The organism is Bifidobacterium sp. LH_558, from assembly GCF_056356295.1.
The window spans coordinates 126,212-149,402 of record NZ_JBKETZ010000007.1; the positions used below are offsets into that span (position 1 = coordinate 126,212).

The 23,191-nt window shown below is 64.5% G+C and carries 7 protein-coding genes; 2 read left to right on the forward strand and 5 right to left on the reverse strand.

Translation table 11 applies throughout. From position 1 onward, the window contains the following. Positions 1 to 24 precede the first annotated feature (24 nt). From AC1AV0_RS09805 to AC1AV0_RS09815, 3 genes are all read right to left on the reverse strand, one after another. The gene (locus tag AC1AV0_RS09805) at positions 25 to 9,498 is read right to left on the reverse strand and encodes a fatty acid synthase subunit beta domain-containing protein (RefSeq protein WP_476573522.1); all 9,474 of its coding nucleotides are present in this window, start codon (positions 9,496 to 9,498) and stop codon (positions 25 to 27) included. Between the two features lie 143 nt (positions 9,499 to 9,641). Then, on the reverse strand, positions 9,642 to 11,279 hold the full coding sequence (locus tag AC1AV0_RS09810) for an acyl-CoA carboxylase subunit beta (protein ID WP_476573524.1): 1,638 nt from the start codon (positions 11,277 to 11,279) through the stop codon (positions 9,642 to 9,644). After that, positions 11,276 to 13,180 carry an acetyl/propionyl/methylcrotonyl-CoA carboxylase subunit alpha gene (locus tag AC1AV0_RS09815; protein ID WP_476573526.1) on the reverse strand — a complete coding sequence of 635 codons (1,905 nt, stop codon included), beginning with the start codon at positions 13,178 to 13,180 and terminating at the stop codon, positions 11,276 to 11,278. Before AC1AV0_RS09815 ends, AC1AV0_RS09810 begins: the two co-directional genes overlap by 4 nt. Positions 13,181 to 13,417: 237 nt before the next feature. Between AC1AV0_RS09815 and AC1AV0_RS09820 the strand changes: the two genes are divergently transcribed. Next, positions 13,418 to 14,005 (forward strand): biotin transporter BioY, encoded by a 588-nt coding sequence (locus AC1AV0_RS09820; RefSeq protein ID WP_476573528.1) that lies wholly within the window; start codon positions 13,418 to 13,420, stop codon positions 14,003 to 14,005. Positions 14,006 to 14,109: 104 nt separating this feature from the next. Here AC1AV0_RS09820 and AC1AV0_RS09825 read toward each other — a convergent pair whose 3' ends face one another. Beyond that, positions 14,110 to 18,804, reverse strand: a complete 4,695-nt coding sequence (locus tag AC1AV0_RS09825) for a Spy0128 family protein (RefSeq protein ID WP_476573530.1) — start codon at positions 18,802 to 18,804, stop codon at positions 14,110 to 14,112. Positions 18,805 to 19,139: 335 nt separating this feature from the next. Between AC1AV0_RS09825 and AC1AV0_RS09830 the strand changes: the two genes are divergently transcribed. Beyond that, a complete protein-coding gene (locus tag AC1AV0_RS09830) occupies positions 19,140 to 21,278 on the forward strand; it encodes a DUF6020 family protein (RefSeq protein ID WP_476573532.1) in 2,139 nt (712 codons plus the stop codon). A 90-nt stretch (positions 21,279 to 21,368) separates the two neighbouring features. Here the strand turns inward: AC1AV0_RS09830 and AC1AV0_RS09835 are convergent, their stop codons facing one another. Further along, positions 21,369 to 22,754: an ATP-binding protein gene (locus tag AC1AV0_RS09835; RefSeq protein WP_476573534.1), complete on the reverse strand. Its 1,386-nt coding sequence runs from the start codon at positions 22,752 to 22,754 to the stop codon at positions 21,369 to 21,371. Between the last annotated feature and the right edge of the window lie 437 nt (positions 22,755 to 23,191).

Genomic DNA, 23,191 nt, shown 5'->3' on the forward strand with positions numbered 1-23,191 from the left:
AAATCGTTGTCAGCAACCTACCAATCAGGCCTCGAAATAGCCGCTCTCGCCCAAACGAGCGTCGGGATTCAGCAGCATGGCCTTCTCCACTTCGTGCGCATCGTAGCCGCGACCGTTCTCGCGGAAGCGACGGTTGTCGATCGCCTCGTAAAGCGCGGCGTGCCCCATCATGCCTTCCTCGAGACGGCGCTGGCCGGCGGCGAGACGCGCGTTCGCACGCCCGCGCCACTCGTTCAGGGCCTCAAGGCCGGCGGTGTTGGCCACGGCGGCCTCGAAGGCGCCCGGGTTCACGATCGCGGCGAAACCGCTCACGTGTCCGAAGCCGAGGGAGGTCGCCAGACCGGCCTTGACCGGGCCGGCGGCACCGATGTTGAGCGGCTTGGTGACCCACACCATATGGTCGTCGCGTTCCAGCTTCGGATCGACGCAGTCGAGCGCCGCGTTGGCCGGAACCACGCCGGAACCGAACAGCTGGGTCAGGCCGTTGACCTGGAAGATGCAGGCACCGCCCTTCGCATGGCCCGTGAGCGTCTTCTGCGAGATGACGAACAGCGGGTTGCCTTCCGTGCGCCCGATGGCGTGGGCGAGCGTGTTGTGCAGCTCGGATTCGTTCGGATCGTTCGCATTGGTGGAGGTGTCGTGCTTGGATACCACGGCGATGTCGTCCGGGGTGACGCCGAGCTTGGCCAGGTCGCGCGCCAGCTTGGAGTCGCGTCCGCCAAGGCCCGCGGCCAGAGCGCCCAGTCCCGGAGCCGGGATGGAGGTGTGCGCGCCGTCCGCGAAGGAGTGGATGTATCCGACCACACCGGCCACCGGCAGACCCATCTTCAGGGCGATGTCGCCGCGTGTGAGCAGCACGGTGCCGCCGCCCTGGGATTCCAGGAAGCCGCCGCGGCGACGGTCGTTCGCACGCGAGAAGAAGCGCGCGTCGATGCCCTTGCCGTACATTTCGGCGGAGTTGGCGGTGGCGTTCATGTTGCCGAAGCCGATTACGGATTCCACGCCGATGTCGTCGATCGCGCCGGTGACCACGAAGTCGGCCTTGCCGAGGGCGATCTTGTCGAAGCCCTCCTCCAGCGAAACCGCGGCGGTGGCGCAGGCGGAGACCGGCTGGATCATGTTGCCGTAGCCGCCGATGTAGCTTTGCATCACATGCGCGGCCACGACGTTCGGCAGGGCCTCCTGCAGGATGTCGGTCGGAATCTCATGGTTGAGGAACCGGTCGAGGTAGAGCTTACGCATGGAGTGCATGCCGCCGAAACCGGTGCCCTGCGTGCTGGCGACCATCGACGGGTGCACGGCCTGCAGCACCTCGGTGGGCGCGAAGCCCGCGGAGAGGTAGGCGTCCACGGTGGTGACGATGTTCCACAGCGCGATCGGATCCACTGCACCGACCATGGAGGCGGGGATGCCCCACTTGACCGGGTCGAATCCGGTCGGGAACTGGCCGCCGACCGTGCGGGTCATGGTGGCGCGGCGCGGCACGCGGATCATCGAACCGGCGTGGCGGGTCACGCTCCATTCGCCGGATTCCGCGTCCGGGGCGATGGTGGTGTGCGCCTCGTCCAGCTTGGCGTATTCCTTGGCGATGGCCTCGGTGGGCACGGAGAAGGTGATGTCGTGGTCGAGGAGGACCTCGGCCTCCTCCTCGTCGGCACCATCCTTGTAGTCAGCGCCCATGCCCTCCTCGAAGGGGCGGATGCCGGAGCGCGCCACGACCTCGTCATGGTAGCGCTCGTGGATGTCCTCTTCGGGCACGAGGGTGCCGTCGGCGTCGTACCAGCCGGGAGTGGGCGAATCCTGCCAGGAGAGCAGGCCCATATTCCACGCGAGTTCCAGCACCGCTCCCGCGGACAGGTCGACCGTGCCGTCGGAGTGGATGCCGAGTTCCGCTTCGAAGCGCGTGCGGCCGGAGCCCCACGGTCCCAGCTCGCCCACGGAGACGATGACGATCTGATCCTCGGGACGCGCGGTCACACCCTGCCAGTCGGCCAGGTCGACCTTCGGTTGGGTCGGAGTGTGCGGGGTGGGCAGCGCCTTGATCAGCTGCCCACGCGAGAAGGCGGACAGTCCAGTGGACTGTCCAACGACGGAGCCAGCCTTATCCGACTGTTCTTGCTCCTTCGCTGCCGCGTCCGCCATCGCTTCGGCGCGCAGCGCCTTGATGTCGATCGGCTCGCCGCCCAGTCCGCCGGTCAGGTCGGCGTCGAGCGGGGCGATTACCGCCTGTTCGCGGGATTCGCGGGAGGCCAGGTCGAGCAGCTTCACCGAGATCTCCTCGGTGGAGTAGGTCTTCAGGCCGTGACGCTCCACCACCTCGACCAGCGGGTCGTTGCCGCCCATAAGTCCGGTGCCGCGCACCCAACCGATACGCGGGTGAGCGAAGGTCACGCGGTCGCTCCACACCTTTTCGGCGCGGGCACGGTTGACGATCGCGTCGAACGCGCTCTTGACCTCGCCGTACGCGCCGTCGCCGCCGAAGATGCCGCGGTTCGGGGAGCCGGGCAGGATCACATGCAGCTTGTGCTGCACGTTGATATCGGCGCCGATGGCCGAGAATCCGGCGATCGCGCGTTCCACGCCCCACAGCATCAGACGCGCCTGCGATTCGAACAGTTCGCCCGAATCGGCCAGGGTGCCGCGCACCGGCGGGGCCGCGAACGGGAAGAACAGGCTCGGCTCGTAGGCTTCCTTGAGGATGGTGGTGGTCGCGCCGGAGGTCTTCTTCTGCACGTTGCCCACCCAGCTTACGAGGGCGTCCACATCCCGGTAGCTCGAGAGGTTCGCGGGCACGAGCCACAGCTTGGCCTCGCCGGTGGCGTGCTCGCGGTAGGCCTGCTTGGCCCACGCCTTGACGCTCGGCTTGAAGCTGTGCGAGGTGGCGATGACGGTCGCGCCGCCGGCCAGCAGTCCAACGACCACCTGCGCGGCGATCGAGTTCGGGGCCACGCCGGTGACCACGGCGATGTCGCCGGAGAACCGCGTCTGCGGGCCCTCGGCGGAGCGCAGCGGGGCAAGCGCCTCGTTGGCCACGCGATCGAAGGCGTCGGCCAGCTCGCGATTATCAGCGGACTGCGCCTTGCCGGCGAACCACTTGGCTTCGTCGACGATGGCCTTGCCGAGTCCGGCGAAGCTGCCGGACAGCGCGGAGGCGTCGTTGTTGTAGAACGCGCGGGCGAGGTCCTCGCGGGCGGAGGCCCAACGGTCGTCGAAGAGGATGGCCTTGTTGGCGTCGAAACGGGGTTCGACCTGCTTGGGCCAGTCGGAGCCGAGCTCGGCTTCGACGGCGGCCACCACGGCGGCGTTCTCGTCGTCCTCGGTTTCGGCCACGGGAGCGCTCACGCCGAGCTCGCCCAGAATGAAGCGGGCGGTGGAGGCGAGCACGCCGTTGGGGCCGGTGACCTGTTCGGCGAAGGCGTTCAGGGCCGCGGAGTCGACCACGGCGCCGCCCGCCGCGCCGGAAGCGCTCGGCAGGGCCACGTTCACGCCGTTGGCGGCGGCGACTTTCTGCACGGCCGCGTCGATCAGCTCGTTCGCAGCGGAGGCGCTGGACACGCCCGAGGTGGGCAGACCGGCCAGTTCCCCGCCGCGCGAGCTCGCGCCCTCGCGGGTTTCGAGCACCAGGGCGGCGACCACATGGGAGGCCCAGCCCGCGCCCAACTGCCAGGTGTCGGTGACGCGCTGCTCCACGCCGGCCAGCTTCACGCCGGCCGCGCCGAAGAGTCCGCGGACGCGGTCGCGCACGATGTCGCTGAGCACCGGTCCGAAGGCCTTGTAGTTGGGGGCCACCTTGTTGACCAGCGCGCTCAGCGCGTCGATGCTCGCTTCGGCGGCACCGTCGACGCTGGCCACGCCCAGCTCGGAGCTGATGTCCATAAGCAGCTGGTTGCGGCGGCTGGAGACGCCGTTGGTCAGGGTGTCGGTGGTGTCGTTGCCGCCGATCTGGTCGGGGCGCACCTTGGCCGAGTAGGCCAGCAGCGTGGCGATGGCGTCGGAGGCCTTGAAGGGGAGATCAGCAACAGCCGAACCGGAGACAGCGCCAGAGGTCTGATCGACCGCAACGGCTGGAGCGGCAGTCTCAGGGGCGGCCGAAACCAGCGGAGCCGGAGCGGCGGTAGCCGCAGAAGTCGGGGCCTCAGCAGCCGAAGCTGAAGTCTCAACCGGAGCGACCTCCTCGACCTCATCATCCACCTCGGCGGCCAGCGAATCGGTGTCGGTCATGTACACGCGGCCCTCGTCGCGACCCACGTTGTACACGGCAACGTCACGGCCTGCGAATTCGGGCAGCCCCAGCGTCTTGGAGGCGAGGTTGGCGAGCGTCGGCGAGTTGCCGAGGCCGACCTCGACGTATTCCTCGACGCCCAGTCCGCCCTGCGTCTCGTCGCCGAACAGCAGCGCCTGGGTTTCGATCCAGCGCACCGGGGAGGCGAACTGCCAGGAGAGCAGTTCGGTGAGCAGCAAACGGCCGAGCTTCTGGTCGTCGGCGGCGTAGGAGTCCCACACGGCCGGGTCGGCCAGCGCGGCCTGGATGCGCTCGGAGGGCACGACTTCGAGGATCTTCGCGGCGAATTCGCGGGTCATCTCGAACGGCGCGGCCACGAGGTTCGGAATATAACGCCCCTCGAGGCGGCCGCGGTAGTCGATATGGGCCGGCAGCAGCGCGTCGAGCTTGTCGCGGAATTCCGGCACGCCCTTGCGCAGCAGTGTGGAGTGGAACGGCACGTCGATGCCGGGCACCAGCATGAACGCCTTCTTGCCACCGTATTCGGCCACGCGGCGCGCGGAGTCGGCCTGCAGCGCCTTGAGTCCGGCGATGGTGCCCGCCACCGCGTACTGCTGTCCGGCGAGGTTGTAGTTCACGATCTCGAGGAATTCGCCGCTGGATTCGGCCACGGAGGCGACGTATTCCTTGACGTGCGCGTCGTCCACACCGAACTGGTTGGGTCGCAGCGCACCCATGCGGTAGTTGGAGCGGCCCTGCGCGTCGCGTTCGATGAGGTGGTGCATGGTGGAGCCGCGGTGGAACACGAGTTCCAGCACGGTCTCCAGCGGAATCACATCGGCGAAGGAGCTCAGCGCGTTGTATTCGCCCAGCGAGTGGCCGGCGAAGTAGGCGGGCCAGATGTCGGCGCCGGCTTCGCGCAGACGCGCGGTCTGGGCGAAGGCCACGGTGGCGAGCGCCACCTGCGTGAACTGGGTGAGGTTGAGCAGGCCTTCGGGGTGACGGTAGGTGACGCCGTTGGCGGTCAGTTCCTTGGGATTGTCGCGCACGAGGCCGAGGATCGAGAATCCGAGACGGGTGCGGGTGAGCTGGTCGGCACGCTCCCACACGTCGCGTGCGGCCGGGGACTTGGCGCGTTCGTCAAGCACCATGCCCTGCGACTGGATGCCCTGTCCGGGGTAGACGAAGGCGGACTTGGGGGCGCGGGCGATGGCGGTGGCTCGCGAGACGAGCTGTCCGTCGATGCGGCAGGTCACCTCGAGGGCGAGGCCGCCGTGGCGCACCTTGCCGACGCGTTCGACGCTGATCTCCACTTCGTCATCGAGCTGGACCATGCCGTACATGTTGTAGGTCCAGCCGGCGATTTCATAGTGCGCGCCCTTCTCATCCACGGCCTGGGCCACATGCTGGGCGGTGGCGGAAAGCCACATACCGTGCACGAGCGGGGCCACGAGGCCGGAGATGCGCGAGCCGCGCACGGAGGTGTGGATCGGGTTGAAGTCGCCCGAGGTGCGCGCGAACGCGGTCATCTCGTGCGGTGCCTTCACCTTGACGCGGCGCAGCATACGTCGCGGCGTGCCTTCGACCTGCACGCCGCGCGAGGAGTCGGACAGTCCAGTGGACTGTCCGGCGACGGAGCCATCCTCTTGACCCAACTGTTGCGAAGCGTCACGCCCATTCATATGACGCAGCGCATCGCCATACTCAGTTGCATCACTCGGCAGCGCGTCGGAGAAGACGCGGCCGCGGATGGCGAAGCGTTCGGTTTCGCGCGCGAGCACGGTGCCGTCGGAGGAGGTGTGGGTCACGTGGATGGTGACGACGCGTCCGGAGGCGGATTCGAAGTAGTCCTCGGCCCAGGAGGTCAGCGCGATGGTTTCGCCCACATGCTCCAGCAGTTCGTCTTCGCTCACCTCGAGTTCGATGAGGTGGTCGAGGTGCACCGCGTTGAGCAGGCCTTCGATCACCGGATAGCCCTTGACGTACACGGAGCCGAGCGCCGCGTAGATCGCCGGCCAGGCGGGACCGACCAGCGCGTCGGGGGCGATGCGGGAGGTGACGAGTCCCGGCAGGGTGCCGGCGGTGGCGGCCTCATGGTCGAAGCCGAGGTTGGCAGAAAGGGTGTAAGAGGCGTGCGCGACTCCAAATGGCGCGTCGGCACCCACCCCTTCAATCACAGGCATGGCTTCGAGCTTGTCGCCGGTGATGGCGATGTTGCCGATGCCGGCGGTGGCGGCGAGCATGCTGTACACGTGACCGACGAGGCGGTCGCGGTTGACGACCGGCAGCAGGCCGGTTTCGGTGGAGCGCACGGTTAAGGGGATGACGATGTCGCGCACGGCGTGCTTGGATGCGCCGCCGTCCGGATCGCCGTCCCAGAAGGTGTCGAGGTGGATGTCGAGGTCGTATTCACCGGCCGCCGCGTCGACGGCGCGAATCTCGTAATGCTCGTCGCCCGCTTCGGTGCCGAAGGCGGGGTTGGAGGTCAGGTGGCCCACCCAGGAGATGTTCGGGGCCTTGCGGATGAACTCTTCGACGCTTGCGGCGGCCCCCAGCTCGGATTCGGCCGGCGCGGCCTCACCATAGGCGGCGCGCACGCGTTCCAGCGCGGCCGTCTCGAACCGGCCGAGAATATCGGCGACGGGCTCGTCTTTGGTGGTGATACCGGCCACGGCAATCGGGCCGGGGATGATGCGCACGGAGTCGGCGGAGTAGCGCGGATCCTCGGACTGCCACAGCTGGTCCTGACCCCACCAACGCAGCAGGTCGTTGTCGATAACCGGCACGAAGGGCATGGGCTTGGGGTATTCGCGCACGAGCACCGGGAACCAGGCCACATCGGCGGCGGTCACGGTGATGTCGCCGGCCTGCGGATAGGCGGCGGCGAGACGTTCGATGGCGGCGGTGGGGTCGGACTCCACGTCGGCGCGCGAGGCGAACAGCGAGGCGAATTCGCCGCTGTCCTGCGCGCTCACGCGGGCTTCGATGCGCTGCAGCAGGTGCAGGAAGCGGTCGGCGTAGGTCTCGTCGGCCCACGGGAACGACAGTTCGGCGAAGCGGCGCGCCCACGCCAGATAGGTCATGGTCTCAAGGTCGCCGAAATACGGCTTGGCGGTGGCGTTCAGCGCTTCGATGATTTCAGCGCGGCGCGATTCCAGCTCTTCGGGATGCTTCATGACGTGCACGAGCAGGCGTCCGCACGCGGCGGAGGCGTTCTCCACCTCGTAGATGTCGGCGTGCAGATGGCTCAGGCCCGAGGCCACACCGCCGACGGAACCGCCGGCCGGCACCCACTGTTCGCCGCGGGGCGCGAACGGGTCGGGGTTCTTCTCGAAGGAGGTGATGCCCGGCGTGTTGACAAGCAGCTCCTTGACCTGCGGGCTGGTGTGCGCCTCTTTGGCGGTCATCACGGCGGTGCCGACGAGCACGCCGTCCACGGGCATGTCGGGCAGATCGTAGGCGCGGGCCCACTGGCCGGAGATGTAATCGGCGGCGCGTTCCGGCGTGCCGATGCCGCCGCCGGCCACGAGCACGAGATTCTCGCAGGCGCGTACTTCGGCGTAGGTGTTGATGAGCAGGTCGTCGAGAGACTCCCAGCTGTGGTGGCCGCCGGCGGAACCGCCTTCGACCTGCACGAGGATGGTGGTGGGGACCACGGCCTTGGCGATGCGCACCACCTGGCGGATCTGGTCGACGGTGCCGGGCTTGAAGCTCACGTAGGGCAGGCCGTCCGCCTGCAGGGACCTGACGAGCTCCACGGCCTCATCCAATTCGGGGATGCCGGCGGAGACGACCACGCCGTCGATCGGAGCGCCCGAGGCGCGCTTCTTGGTGACGATGTGCGATGAGCCGAATTGCAGGTTCCACAGGTAGCGGTCCATGAACATCGCGTTGAATTCCACCGTGCGCCCCTCTTCGAGCAGTTCCTCGAGACGGGTTACATGGCGGTCGAACACTTCGGCGGTCACCTGGCCGCCGCCAGCGAGTTCGGCCCAATAGCCGGCGTTCGCCGCGGCCGCGACGAGTTCGGGATCGACGGTGGTGGGCGTCATGCCGGGCAGCAGCACCGGCGGCTTGCCGGTCAGCTCGGAGAATTTGGTGAGGATTTTATCGCCGGCGGGCGTGCTGAGCACACGCGGGGCGAAATCGCGCCAGTTCTGGGTGCGTTCGGGTTCGCCGTCCAGTGTGGCGAGGCCGGCGCGCGCGGCGATGGTGTCGGCTTCGACCACGCCCACGCCGGTGCCCTGCACCAGGTTGGAGACGAGCTTGCCGAGCGTGACGCCCGGCCCCATGTCCACGATCCACAGCGAGGCCGGGTCGGTGGATTCGAGCAGCGCGCGCACGCGGCCGGCCCAATCCACATGGTTGACGAGCACCTCTTCGGCGAGGGTGCGGGCGCGGGAGGCGTCGAGTCCGGCGGCACCGGCCCAGGCGACGGCCTGTTCGACGGCGTCGGCCATCAGAGGCGAGTGGAACGGCAGGGTCACGTCGAGGTATTCGAGCACGGGGTCGAACACGGAGCCGCCGCGCACCTTCTCGTCGCGCAGCTTGGCCTGGTGCTTGTGTTCCTTCTCGGCTTCGACGGCGAAGGCGGCGAGGTCTTCGGGGTAGCCGGAAAGCACCATGTGGTCGGCGGCGTTGGCCACGGCCACGGAAATCGGGCCGCGGGCGCGGGTCACGCGGGCGATCAGCGTTTCGGCCTGTTCGCGGTTCGCACCCTTGACCGACAGCATCGGGGTGGCTTCGCCGCGCTTGGCGGCCAGTCCCAGCGCGCGGGCCTGACGGGTGCCGGCCACGCCGATCAGTCGGGCGATGGCGAGGATGGAGACGATTTCGTCACGCGCGGCGGCGATCGAACCGGCCGCACGAATCGCGTCGACGATATGCACGGCGAGGATGCCCTGCGAATGTCCGAGCACGGCCACCGGGCGGGCGGTGGCGACGTCGTAGCCGAGGTTGGCGGCGTCGGCCAGCGCGCCCAGCTGGGTCAGGGCGATGCCCTCGACCGAAACGCTGGCGTCGGCGGCAGCGCCGAGACGCGCGGTGTTGGACGCGAAGCCGAATAGGTCGACCTGACGGCCCGTGGTGGCGAGCAGGTCGGCGGCCACGGGAGCGAGCAGACGGTCCGCGGCGGCGGCGTGGTAGCGCAGCGTCTCGTCGAGCGTGGGGTCGGACGCCAGGTCGGCGAGCGCGGCGGTCCACGGCGTGGATTGGCCGGCGAAGGCGAGCGCGTGCGGCTCGGCGGCGAGACGGCTAAGGAAGAAGGTGTCAGTCATTGCTTGTCCTTGCTAGTTGTGTGCGGTTGTCTACGTATGGGGTCTGGTTATGCGGATGGCTCCGGCGGGGCGGAAGCCCACTGGGCTTCCTCTTCGCCCGCCTCGCTCCATGACCTGCAATCTTCCTTGCAGGAAGATGCGGGTCATAAAGGTTGATTTCCGTGGTGTTTGGTGGTGCGTTTGCGCCGTCGTTTGCTGGCGAGGGTGCGCAGCGATTCAGCGATGGCCTCGCGCGTCTGTTCGGGGTCGATCATCGCGTCGATGGCGCCGAGTTCGAGGGAGAGGTTCGCGTTGACGGTGCTCTCCTCGTATTCGGCGATGTACTTGGCGCGCAGGGCCTCCACGTCGCGCCCTTGGTCGCGCGCTTTGGCCAGGTCGTGGCGGTGGATGATGTTCACCGCGCCGGCCGCGCCGAGCACCGCGATCTGCGAGCTGGGCCAGGCGAAGTTCATGTCGGCGCCGATGGCTTTGGATCCCATGACGATGTACGCGCCGCCGAAGGCCTTGCGCAGCACCACGGTGACCATGGGCACCTGCGCGTTGGCGTAGGCGTAGATGACTTTCGCGCCGCGGCGGATGATGCCCGCATGCTCCTGGTCGGAGCCGGGCTTGTAGCCGGGCACGTCCACGAGGGTGACGACGGGCAGGTTGAACGCATCGCTCAGGCGCACGAATCGGGCCACTTTTTCGGAGCTGTCCACGTCGAGGATGCCGGCGCGCACGTTGGGCTGGTTCGCCACGATGCCGACCGGCCGGCCTTCGATGCAGGCGAAGCCGACGAGCGCGGATGCGCCGAACATCTCCTGCACCTGCACGAATTCGCCGTAGTCGGTGATGCAGCGCACCACGTCGAGCATGTCGTAGGGCTGGCGTTCGTTGTCGGGCACGATGCCGGCCAAGCGTTTGGCGGTGTCGCGTTCGGCGCGGGTGGCGGCGTAGGCGTAGACGGGCGGTTTCTCGTCGGCGCAGCCGGGCAGGTAGGCGAGCACGGTGCGCGCGTAGTCGATGGCGTCGGATTCGTCCTCGCCGAGGTAGTGGGCCACGCCGGAGACGGTGTTGTGCACGAGTCCGCCGCCGAGGTCGGCCATGGAGATGGTCTCTCCGGTGGCGGCCTTGACCACGTCGGGCCCGGTGACGAACATATTCGAGTTCTCGCGGGTCATGATGATGAGGTCGGTCAGGGCCGGGCAGTAGACGGCACCGCCCGCGCAAGGCCCGAGGATCAGCGAGATCTGGGGGATGTATCCGCTGGCTTCGCAGGTTTTCTTGAAGATGCGTCCGTACTGGTTGAGCGCGGCGACGCCTTCCTGGATGCGCGCGCCGCCCGAGTCGATCAGGGCCACGACGGGCACGCGCAGGTCGAGCGCCATATCCATGAGATGGCAGATCTTCTCGCCTTCCGCGGTGCCGAGCGTGCCGCCGCGCACGGAGAAGTCCTGCGCGTAGACGGCGACTTTGCGCCCGTAGACCTGCCCGAAGCCGGTGATGACGGCCGCGCCGGCCTTGCCGTCGTTGATGTCGCCGCCTTGGAAACGGCCGATCTCCTCGAAGGAGCCGGTGTCGAACAGCAGGTCGAGGCGTTCGCGCGCGGTTTTCTTGTTTTTGGCGTGCTGGCGTGTGCGGGCGTTGGCTTCGGCGTCGCGCGCGAGTTCGGCGGCTTTGACGACGGCCGTGCGCAGCGGCTGCCGCTCACCCGCGCCGGGCCGGCTTTCGCTACCGGCCGGGGAGTCGCCCTGCGCCACCGCGCCCTGCACGGCGGGCATATCCATGATGTCGGTCATCGCTCGCCTCCTTCGGTATGGTCTGACTGGTCGGATTGGTCGGATTGGTCCGCCGCGCCGGATTGCGCGCCTCCGGTCACGTCCAATGTGACGAGGGTGTCGCCGGCTTCGACGCCGTCGGCCGGGCCGACGAAGATCTTGGTCACTTCGCCGGCGGCGGGCGCGTACACGTAGTTCTCCATCTTCATGGATTCGAGCACCACCAGCAGGTCGCCCTTGCCCACCCGCTGCCCTTCGGCCACGGCGATGCGCGTGACGACCGCCTGCATGGGCGAGGCGATCACGCCGGAGCGCGCACCGTCGTCGCGTCGCTCGGCGGCCGCGGCCACGTTGTGCAATCCCTGTCCGCGCAGCGGCTGGGTGGGGCGCTTGCTGCCGCGGGCGCGTGCGGAGCCGGTGACGTTCTCGACGATGTCGAGTGGCACGGTGAGTTTCACGCGACGATCGTTCACTTCGATCACGAAGGTTTCGGTCGGCGTGGAGGCCGTCTCCCCCGCCCCGCCGGCGGCCAGCGACGCAGGCTGTCCGGAGCGGGCCGCGTCGGGTTCGCGGTTGAGGTACGTGCGTTCGAGCCATTTGGTGCTCACGTCGAAGTCATGGCCGTGTTCGGCGGTGAATTCATCGTTGCGGAAGATCTCCTTGAACAGGGAGATCGGCGTGGGCACGCCTTCGATCACCAGTTCGTCGAGCACGCGGCGCACGCGGGCCACGGCGGCCTCGCGGTTCTGCGCGGTGACGATGACCTTGCCCATCATGGAGTCGAATTTCGGCGAGACGGTGTCGCCTTCCACCACGCCGGTGTCGATGCGCACGCCCGCGCCGGAGGGCCAGACGATGCGCTCCAGCGTGCCGGAGCCGGGGGTCAGGTTGGTGGCCGGATCCTCGCTGGTGATGCGCAGTTCGAAGCTGTGCCCGCGCGGTTCGGGCGCGTCGGTGATTTCGCCGCCGGCGGCGATGGTGAGCTGTTCGCGCACCAGGTCGAGTCCGCACACCTCTTCGCTGACCGTGTGCTCGACCTGCAGGCGCGGGTTGACTTCGAGGAAGTACACCTTGCCGTTGGGCGTGACCATGAACTCGCAGGTGCCTAGGCCCACATAGCCGACCGTTTCGAACAGGCGGCGCGAGTATTCTTTGAGCGTGGCCGTCACATCCTCGGGCAGGAAGGGCGCGGGGGCCTCTTCGACGAGTTTCTGGTTGCGTCGCTGCAGCGAGCAGTCGCGCGTGGAGTAGACGGTGAAGTTGCCGTGGGAGTCGCGGCCGGCCTGCGTTTCGACATGGCGGGCCTGGTCCACGAATTTCTCGATGAAGTAGCTGTCGAGGTCGCCGCCCTGCAGCGCATCGTGGTTCATGAAGAAGCGGCGCAGCTCCTCGTCCGAACGCACGACGGTGATGCCGTGCCCGCCGCCGCCGTCGGTGCGTTTCATCATGATCGGATAGCCGTGCGTATGGGCGAAGTCGAGCAGCGCGCGGATGTCGCGCACGGCGTCGGAGATGCCCGGCACGGGCGGCACTTTGGCGCGCACGGCCACGCGACGGGCGGTGATTTTGTCACCCAGTTCAGTCAGGGCGCTGCTGCGCGGACCAACCCAGACCGCGCCCGCGGCGGTCACTTTGGAGGCGAAGCTGGGGGTTTCGGAGAGGAACCCGTAGCCCGGGTGCACGGCGTCCGCGCCGGTGCGTGCCAGGATGTCGATGAGCAGGTCCTCGTTGAGGTAGGTGTCTTTGTAGGTGTCGCCGGAGAGCAGGTACGCCTCGTCGGCCATGTCCACATACTGGCTGTCGCGGTCCTGTTCGGCGTAGACGGCCACGGTGGAGATGCCCATCTCCTTGGCGGTGCGCACCACGCGCAGCGCGATCTCGCCGCGGTTCGCGACCAAAAGTTTTTTGACAATTTGAGCCATAACGTCAAATCATCCTCGGATTTCGCACGCTATGGAACATCCGAATCACACAAAACGCATGAAATTGTTTTGTGGGGTTCCACAAACGTCACCGTAAGGCGAACTCCTTAGGATTGCGGGCGAGGGGAACGCTCGTTTCGGCATCGTCCGATATCAATCGACCGCATCCAAAGAACCCAAAAGAAATCCAAGGATCTCAAGGAAAAATCCCCCAAACCCCAAGGAGAAGACATCATCATGCATCTGACTTCAGCCCGCTTCGCCGCACTGTTCGCATTCGCCCGCCGCGGCCTCGCCGCCGCTTGGAAGCCCGCGCTGTTCGCCGCGCTGCTGTGGATGGCCACCGCCGCCGGCGAGGTTCCCGTCCCCGGCACGCCGGTGCCGATCACCCTGCAGACCTTCGTGGTCATGCTCGCCGGCCTGATGCTGCCGTGGCGGCAGGCCGGCGCCGCCGTGGCCACCTATCTGACCGCCGGCGCGCTCGGCCTACCCGTGTTCGCGGGCGGCGCCTCCACGATGGCGCTGGTCGGCCCGAGCGCTGGCTTCCTCATCGGATTCCTGCCGGGCGTAATCATCACCGCGCTGCTGCGCGGCCAGGCCCGCACCGACTCGCCGCTTTCGGCCATCCTCACCGCCGGCCGCTACCTGCTCGCCGCTGTGATCGGCTGCGTCGTGGTGGTCTACGCCTTCGGCATCGGCGTGCAGTCGCTACTCACCGACGTGGATCCCCTCGCCGTCGCGCTCGCCTCCATGGGCTTCATCGTCGGCGATGCCATCAAGGCAAGCGTCGCCGCCGCATTCGCCGCGGGCCTGATGCGCCGCTGACCCGTCGCTCATCCTTCAGCGCGATGATGGCTCGCTCCAGCTGATGGATGGTCAGGGCTCGGGCACGGCATCGTCCGCGCCTGAGCCCGTCGTCGCAGTCGTCACTAACGCCGCTTGCGAACCGCGAGGAACACACCGCCCACGGCGAGTAGCAGCATCGCCGCCAATCCGATCAGCGCCACGCTGGAACCCGTCTTCGAGATGGGGTTCGCCGGCTTAGATGACTCGGACGGCTTGGACGACTCGGACGGGCCAGACGGATTCGCCGGTTCAGACGGCTCAGACGGTTCAGACGGCTCAGGCTCAGGCTCAGGCTCAGGCTCAGGCGCTTCCGGCGCCGTGTAGACGTTCGCGAACGTCGCCAGCTCGGCACCGACCAGCGTGTGGGTCACTTTCAGAGTGCCGTCCTTCGCGTCCGTGACGCTGGTGCGCACCTGATAGGTGGTGGCGTCGTAGGTCACGCCGTCCGCATCGCCTGCGGCCTCGCGAATGACGTAGTTGCGCTCGCCGGCCTTGGTGTAGGCGATCGCATCGAAGGTCACCGTGCCGTCGGCCGCGTTCGTGCCGGTGGCCACAACCTTCGCGTCATCGCCCGTACCCTCGACGAGTTCGAAGACGAACTCGCCTTCGGTCAGATCACGGCCATCCAGCGTCGCGTTCACCGCGATCTGATCGGTGATGGCGCTGGACTGCTCATCCACACCATAGGTGTTGGTGAAGGTGAACTTCGCGCCTTGGGCCGGATCGGAGGCCACGCTGATCGTGCCGTCGCCGTTGTCCGCCACCGTGACGGCGAAAGTCTTCTCGGCGGCGTCGTTGGTCACGCCCGCCACCTCGCCGGACTCGTTCACCGTGTAGACAAAGGTCTTGGTGCGCTGGGCGCTGGCGGCGTCAATCCCATCATCGCCCTCGTCGTCGGCCTCGGCGTCGGCGCTTTCGCTCGCCGAGCTGCCGGTATCGCCGAAGACGTTCTCCATCGTGTAGGTGACGATGCCGAAGCTCACGTTGCCGGCAGCATCACTTTTGGCCGTCGTTTCGGCGGGCATGGGCGCGCCGTCGGATCCGGAGAGCGTGAAGGTGTGTTTGCCGGCGATGTCGCCCAGCGTGAGCGCCAGACTCGGATCGTCGAGCTCAAGCACCGTCATGCCACCGACTGCGAGGTCGGCCGCGGCTTCCGCCCCATACACGCTGGAGAACGACAGTGTGCCGCCGGAACCTTCCGGATACCCCACCTCGACGGCGAGGTTGCCTGCGCCGTCATCCCTCACGGCGACCGTGACGGCGAGTTCGGTGACCACACCGCTCACACCGTCTTCCGGAGACCCGCCGCCTTCGGAGACGAGGTACTGGTACTCGTAGGCATAGCTGCCGTCATCCGCCTTGGTGAGGGTGGCGAGACCGTTCACGCGGTCCGCTTCCAGCTTTTCGGTGGTGTATTTGATGCCGCTGAAGCTCACATTGCCGTCCGCGTCGTTGGTACCGGTGGCCACCACCTTGGTGTCGGCGTTCTCATCCTTCAGGTTCTCCACGGTGAACTTGAATTCGCCGTCGGCCATCAGGCGGTTTGCCAAGCTTATGGTGGCATTGATCTTCACCGCTCCATCGCCACCAAGCATGGCCGGAGTGGCCGCGTAGGTGTTCACGAACTCAAGCTGGTTGGTGGATGACACCACACCGTCGGTGGTCAGGGCGACTTTGCCGCTGATGGAATCGCCGGGAGTGCCCTGCCCATATTCAGCGCCACCGACCAGTCGGCTGGTCAGCGTGTATCCTTTGGGAGCGTTATCGCCTTCGGTCAGCTCGGCGACGGTATACTCTGCGCCATCGGCCAGTCCGTAGATGCGGATGGTGTCGCCGTTCTTGATGGAATGCGTGTCTCCATTGCCGATGCGGAAGACATCGCCCTGCAGTTCGCCTGCCGCGTTGTACACGGCGGCGTCGTACTTTTTGTCACTGTCAGCGGAGTCAGGCAACGTGAACTGGAACTCAAACGAGGTGTCCTTATTCGGAGTGTAGGACTGGTCGGACGCCTTCACCGTCTTGGTGACTTCGAGGCTGGGCAAGCGCTCGCCGCTCACCTGCACGAGCATGCTGCCGGAGAACAGCGCGGTGAGATCGTCGTCTTCCAAATCCGTTTTGGCGCCCACTCCCGCGGATGCGGACGCGGTGTTGTTCTGTGTCACCCCAAACCAGGTCCAACCTGTTTCGCTTGTGAATTCAGGGCCGCTGGTTGTGGTTTGCCCGGGAGTCACGCCGTATTCCGCAGTCGCGACACCGGTGCCATAGGTCAGCTGCACTGTGGGGCTCTCATCATTGCTGGACCATGTCAGATTGCCTTCGGCAGACAGCTCACCCGTCTTCTTGGTGGCGATGATATCCGTCAAGGTCTTGTCGATATCCTTGTTGGAGGCATACCCCAGCATCGACTTGGCGACACGGCCGACGCCCACGGTGGTGGAGACGCCGTCATCTGCGCCGCCGGCGTCAACATGCACACCGTTCGCGTCGACGATGACCATCACCGCGGCGTCGTTCTTCTCATACCCCGCCGGAGCTTCGGTTTCGAATAGGTAGTAGGTTCCTTCTTTCAGGGATATATCTCCCATCTGGAACAGAGCACCGCCTTGAAGGTCGATGCCATCCGCCTCTTTAGTGAGGTTTTTCGTGGTGTTCATCAGCACCGCACCGGCACCGACATTGGGAACGCGGTCGCCATCGTTGTTCACACGCGTATCATCGGCACGATACAGCGAGAAGGTGGCTCCTTCGAGGTAATTGCCCCGACCATCGTCCTTTTGCACCGCGAAACGGTTCCGCATATCGGTCACATACAGTCGGGTGGAGAACGCCATCGTAAAGGCGCTGGCATCTAAACGAACGGGCACGCTGCTCGCACCGGCCGGCTTGTAGTAGTAGCCCACCGAGTATCTTGCGTTGTCTATATTCGCGCCGGCTCGTGTGACATACTCACTGAGGGATCCTGGCATCTCATCCAGATTGACGGAGTACTTGCCGTTGGCGTCAAGCGAGAATGTATGCTTGCTCGCATCCGGCAGTGCCGCAATGCTCTCGATTCCAGTAATCTCGCCTTCGGACAGCGTCCAACCATCCGTCTGATTGCCAAGCACGGCCTTCCAACCGTCGCCAGCCTCCGACAAATCGGGACTTTGCCCGATATTCTTAGTACGAGCAAAGATGACGTCGAAAATCTCCCCGCCATCGTCCATCGAATAATTCTGACCATTGGCACCCTCTAATGTGAGCGGCGCGGTGATCATCGCCTTGGTGCCGGAATGCACGCCTGTTTCCCATTGATTCTGGCATTCCAACACACCGGAGGAAGTCGCAGAATCGTATTGTGTATACGTTAGATACGCGTCATTGATTTTTCTATATCCGTCCGGAACACTGGTTTCCACAAGCACATAATCCATATGCTTATCCACCGCCCGTGCACCGAAATTAATGGGACGGTTCTGCGTGTCCTCGAATATGACTTCACCGTTGAGGCCGGTGGTGGAAGTTGCAACAAGATCTTTGGGATCATAAGTATAGGTGCCGTCAGCGTTTTGGGTCGCGTCATAAAGCGCGAAGGTGGCACCAGAAACGCTTTCGGCGTTCTGATCGACCTTGACGATCTCGCTTTGGGGAATGGAAGCGAGGTTGAACTCGAGTTCCATATTCGAGTTGCCGTTGCCGCGTTCCAGATAGTAGAACTCGAGCGTGTGGTAGGTACCCTCACGGAACGTGTTGCCATCGAAATCATTGGAATCGTATGCCCCTGCATTCCGAAACATCTGAGCGATAGAGGTGCCAGTGAAGGGCCGGGGATTGCCGCTCACATAGCTTGCGCCATTGAGGATCTCAATCTCGCCTGACTCGAAATCAATGGACAGCGTCAGCCGATCATGCAGACCGCCCACATCTCCCACGAGCACACCGTCGATGTACACCCACACGTCATCATCGCCGGCGTAATTGAACACCATGGAATTGCCATTGGTCTCACCGTTTTCAGGCTGCATGAAATACGACGTCATATGCATGCCCAGATAATGGTTCAAACCGCTGTCCGACGAAGTGACGTTCCTAGACACAAGACTACCGTTATGCTCGGTGAACACCTCGTCGGCGGCATCAAAGGGGAAGAACTGCCCATCCTGCTTATCCGCCACGGTATCATCGGAAGTCACCGCAGGCTCCTCATACACCGTGAACTTCTTGGTGTTCGTGTCAAACGCAGCGAAGTTCTGGGTGCTGTCATACGAATAGTAGCCGCTGTCGGTAAGCGAGAGCAGACCGGTGGCATCGGTATAGGCGGCCTTGCCTGAAACCCGAGAGTCGTCAAACAGGTACGCGAGGGACTGCCTAGAGGTCTTTTCGCTATCACTGTATGTCAAACCTGATTTGAGTACGGGATACCCATCGCTGCCCAATCGGTTTTCGACGATACCTTCGAACGGACCACCGCTGTCGCCGGTCCCGGCGTTAATGCTGTCAAGAGTTTTGCCATACGAGTCTTTGGTGAACTTCAAGTAATGGTCCTGGTTGATGCCGGCACTTGCGAAATTGCTTGGATTGCTGGAATCGCTGTCATCCCGGGAGGTCAGCCAGTAATCGAACATGTCGATGGTGGTACCTGACGGGGAGACCGTATCGATTGCGTGGTCCGAGAGCGCGGCGGTGCTTATGCCGTCATCTCCGTCCACAGCCGCCGCGGTGCCGGTCGCCACGCCTACGGTCAGCACCATCGCCGCCGAGGCGATGATCGCCCACAGCCGCTTCACACAATTCTTCACGGGAACCTCCGCGGCGCACTTGGATCCATCGGCCGCATCGCGGGGCCCACCATCCTGTCGGATTCTGTTAAAGAACGGCATTCCTATACCCCTTTGTATCCCAACCCATCATCGGGTTGCTTCCACACTTCTCAGGCGCGCTTCGCCGCACGCATCCGGAAACACTCTGCAAGCCATCCTACACGGGGGCACCCCTTAACGCCTCAGAGCCATATCCGCCGCCATATCGTTATTTTCAAGCGTCACAATGCTATAAATGCCGCTTACGTACCGATATATGGATGTTCCGGCACGACCCGCACCAAACCAAGCCTTCCACGGTAGAATCGACCATTATGCCCTTACAACCCAGCCTCAAAGCAGTCGCCCCATCCGGCGCCACCGCCTCGGCCAGCATCGCCGGCGCGCGCGGCCCGCGTCACCCGATGCTCGCGCGTGTGGGCGGCATCGCACGCTGGACCCTGGCGGTGGCGGCCTGCCTGTGGCTGTCGCTATGCACCGCGGTGGGCCCGCTGTACTGGCAGGAAGGCTCGATTGCGGACGCCACCTGGGTGAACGGACTGTACTTCATCATCACCTTCGCCGTAACGCTCGGCATCATCGTCACACTCGCGCGATGGTCCGCCCACAAACCGGTATTCGGCATCACAGCCGACCCCGCCGACCCCAACGGCCGACGTCACCCGCGACGGCTGCGCCATCTCATCCCCGCATCCTCACGCGCCCGCGTCGCCGCACAACTCGCCACGCTCCGGCACAGCGCGTTCGGACGCACCGCACGCCGAGCCGCGGCCACCTGCTCACGCTGGATCATGCGCGCCACCGACCGGCGCTGGAAAATCGCACTGATTCTGTTCATCGGCTGGCTGTGGGTTCCCACCACCCTGCTCGCGGCCTTCGGCGCGGACGTGCGCTCGCAGATCCGCGAATTCAGCTGGGCTTGGAACCAGTGGACAGGCCTGGAACAGCCGTATATCGGCTTCTTCTCCTTTGTGCCGATGGACATCTACCCCACCGCGCACTACATGTGGCCGGAGAACCCCACCTATCTGACCGACCAGCACAATATCGTGCTCACGTTGCTCTACGGCGCGGTGGCCACCTTCTCGCGCGCGGTCACCGGCTCGAACGACGCGGGTCTTGTCGCGCTCGCCGCGGGGCAGATGCTGTTCGCCGTGGGATGCTGCACCGCCGCCGCGCACCGCTTCCTCAACATGCCATGGCTGAACGCGCGCCGCACCTTCCCGTTCACGCCACGCTGCGCCATCGACTACGCACGGCCCGAGCAGGGCGCGCGATTCGAGGCGCGTCGCTTCGACCGGCCCGAACTCGGCATGCGCGTGATGCTCTCCCCGGCCGCGGCCCACGCGCCCGCACGCTTCGCGATTCTCGTGTTCTTCCTGATCTGCCCCCTACCTGTGTTCGCGACGATTTCGCTGACCAAGTCGCCGCTGTTCGCGTTCGCATTCGTCTGGTGGTTCGGCATCTGGTATGAGCTGCGCGCCACGCATCGGCCGGCGCGCGAGGGGGCGCGGGCCGTCGTGCATCTGCCGCGCCGCACCATCGTCGCGTTCATCCTCTCCACCTGCGTGATGCTGGTGGCCGCGAAATACGCGTGGTATATCGTCGCGGTGCAGATCGTGCTGGCCATCATCGCCGACCGGCGGCGCTGGGCCACCTATGTGGCCGCGCTGCTGCTGCCCACCGTGATCATCCACGGCGGCATCGCCATGGCCATCAACGCGGGGGCAATCATCGGCGGCGATCCGATCGAAAGCCGCGGCATCCAACTGCAGCAGATCGCGCGCGTCGCCAAACTCAACCCGGACGGCATCTCGCAGGAGGCGAAAGACAACCTCTCCCCCGTGTTCAACCTCGACCAAATGGCCGAAGCCTACTCGCAGAACGACGCAGACCCGGTCAAATCCTCCGGCATCCAGTCGAAGAAGGTGAGCTACAAGTGGCGTTCCGTAAGCGAAGAGGATATGGAGGGATTCAATAAGGCGTGGCTGGAGATCGTGCTGGACAATCCGGTGATCGCGCTCGACGCGTTCCTCGCGAAATGCTACGGATACTTCGATGTGGCCGCCTCGCCGTACGTGTCCATGGATTATTACGTGAACAGCGCGTACGTGCAGGAGAACTCCACCTGGATCAAGTACTACAACCATGATTGGCGCGACCAGGTGGCGCAGTTCGCCAAGGATTGGGGCGCGATTCCCGTGCTGGGCTGGTTCACGCACGGCAATCTGTATGTGGTGTGCACGCTGCTGATCGGCGCGGTCGAGGTGATTCGGCGTCGCTGGCTCACGCTGGTCACGCATTTCCCGCTGCTGCTGCTCATGGGTGTGATGGTCACCGCGCCGGCGAATAATTTCGAGCGGCATATGCTGCCCGTCGCCTTCGTCTTCGGCTTCGTATGCCTCACCTTCTGGCGCGACGCCAAAGAAGAACGCCGCCTCGCCGGCAACTAGCCATCGCATAACCTGCGCGCACAACCAGCCATATGGACGCCAAATAATCGGCGCATCAGATAGTCGTTGTACGGCGACTCTCTTATTCGCCTACTCGCCGCGTGTCTCAGCTCTCGCCGGTTCCTCGATCGCCCCCAAATCCGCGCCTGCATCAGGAGCGAAATCCTCCTCACCGGAGGGACGGAACATCGTACCGACCATCCACAAAGGAATATTGGTCAGCCAATCCTGCTCCTTGTACCCTCGCATGGAAGCGCGCCACCCATGCAGTCCATACTCGGCGCACAGCCCCTGCAAACTACGCTTGGTACGCCCTTCTCCGGCTTTCACTTCCAAAGGAGTCACACCGCGACTGCTGGAGAACACGAAGTCGACTTCAGCGGTGGAATTGTCATTGCTCCAATACGACGGCGCGAACCCGGCAGCCACCAATTCCTGACAGACGAATTGTTCCGTCATCACTCCTTTATATTCAACCAAGCCCATATCGTTAGTGACGATGTCCGCCGGGCTTACAGCAAGAGCGGCGCCCAGCAATCCCACATCATGCATATACAACTTGAACGACGACTGATCCTCATACAACCGCAACGGTTTACGCGGCACTTTCACCTTGTGCACGCGCAGCGCAAGGCCGGAATCGACGATCGTCTGCACAGCCGACTCATACTGCGAGGCACGCGCCCCCTTGCCTATGTGGCTGAACATGAATTTATGATTGTTCTCCTGCGCCAGATGCGAGGGAATGGCCTGTGAAAACACCAGACGGATACGTTCGACATCCACGCCTTTGGACGGATGCTTCGAGAAATCCATGTCGTAATTCGAAAGCAGCACGTTTTGGATTCGCCGTGCCTGCGCGTATCCCGATTCGATAAAGCCTTCGACGACCGCCGGCATACCGCCAACCACGCAATATTGGCGGAACCGTTGCTCCAAACGAGAGGCGAGGGCCGTCAGCGTCTCGATGTCCTGCGATTCGAGAGCGTCCGTCAATATACCGTCGCCAACGGCACGAAGGAACTCGGCGTAGGTCATCGGAGTCATAGTGACGATATCCACATTGCCCACGGGGAATGACACGCCACTGTGCATCGCCAATCCAAGATACGACCCCGCCAAAGCAAGATGCATGTCCGGATACGTCTCGCTGAACGTTTTGATCTGTTCGTACAAAGCGGGAACTTCCTGAACCTCATCGATAACAAGCAGCGTGTTTCCGGGTTCCGCGCGCACACCGGTGTACGCCTCCAAGTTGTCGAGCAGCATGGAAGGCGATTTGACCCGCTCCATCGCCTCTTTGGCGTCCTGATTGAACAAGGTGACATATGAAAGCGACTGATACTCCTGAGCGCCCAAAGCACGCAGCATATGGGTTTTGCCGACCTGCCTCGCGCCACGAAGCAGCAAGGGTTTGCGATGAGGCGAGTTTCGCCATGCAAGCAGTTCGTCATACACGTTACGTTTGAAGTCCATTGCCGCCTGCTCTCATATGTTTGTCGGAATCCAAGCGTACAGCACCTCCACAGCGGTTCGACTGCACGTATATCTGCCCATATTACAGTTTTCACTGTTAAGAAACGTGTTTTTTAGCAATTTTCACGATTAAGAAACATAGATTTCTACAGTTTTCACGATTAAGAACATGCGATATCTACAATTTTCACGGTTAAGAACTGTTGACTGCCACAACAACCGCAATTCATCGACGGCCGACGGATTCACCCTAGCGGCCGCGCTCCATAACAGGCCATGAGCATCCTGCGGACTTCCGGATTGCTTTGGACACCGAATTCGACACTGATGGCGAGGTTCGTCATTAATAAGTGAGCGCGTAATCGTTGTTCGTTTGTCGTAATGGGTGAGCGCGAAACGGTGCCTGCGATCTATTTGTCGTTTTGTCCGGCGTCGGC

What these genes read in the sequence shown, in the direction of transcription:
- AC1AV0_RS09810 (WP_476573524.1), bottom strand. Translation starts at nt 11,279, where the DNA reads ATGACCGACATCATGGATATGCCCGCCGTGCAGGGCGCGGTGGCGCAG.
- AC1AV0_RS09820 (WP_476573528.1), top strand. Translation starts at nt 13,418, where the DNA reads ATGCATCTGACTTCAGCCCGCTTCGCCGCACTGTTCGCATTCGCCCGC.
- AC1AV0_RS09815 (WP_476573526.1), bottom strand. Translation starts at nt 13,180, where the DNA reads ATGGCTCAAATTGTCAAAAAACTTTTGGTCGCGAACCGCGGCGAGATC.
- AC1AV0_RS09835 (WP_476573534.1), bottom strand. Translation starts at nt 22,754, where the DNA reads ATGGACTTCAAACGTAACGTGTATGACGAACTGCTTGCATGGCGAAAC.
- AC1AV0_RS09830 (WP_476573532.1), top strand. Translation starts at nt 19,140, where the DNA reads ATGCCCTTACAACCCAGCCTCAAAGCAGTCGCCCCATCCGGCGCCACC.
- AC1AV0_RS09805 (WP_476573522.1), bottom strand. Translation starts at nt 9,498, where the DNA reads ATGACTGACACCTTCTTCCTTAGCCGTCTCGCCGCCGAGCCGCACGCG.